This window comes from Psychrobacter sp. TB55-MNA-CIBAN-0194 (assembly GCF_040309505.1).
Lineage (GTDB): Bacteria > Pseudomonadota > Gammaproteobacteria > Pseudomonadales > Moraxellaceae > Psychrobacter > Psychrobacter fozii.
Map to the genome: position 1 here is coordinate 1 of NZ_JBEOOW010000253.1, position 274 is coordinate 274.

General features: G+C 40.1%; 1 protein-coding gene. It reads right to left on the reverse strand.

The window, feature by feature from the left end; all coding sequences use genetic code 11:
- The coding region (locus AAEY75_RS15040; RefSeq protein ID WP_352260031.1) for an SUMF1/EgtB/PvdO family nonheme iron enzyme at positions 1-274 on the reverse strand (274 nt) is incomplete at both ends.

The following is a 274-nucleotide window of genomic DNA, read 5'->3' on the forward strand; positions in this document are numbered from 1 at the left end:
GCCTTTACCTTGCTCAGCTTGTGTTTTGTAGCCTGTATTAGCAGCAAACTGCTCATACTCACCTACTGTCACTTCTTTGCTTTGCATAGCAAAAGAGTTGGCAATTACTTTTTCAATAACTGGGCGCTCATTGGCTAAACCATTGCCATTAATATCGCCCATTTTAAATTTACCTGCCGGAATAACAACTACCGAAGTTTTTACATTAGCGTTTAATACACTAATGTTGTCGCTAACTTTACGAGTTGTTTGCTCTGGTTGCTCACGCGTGTAT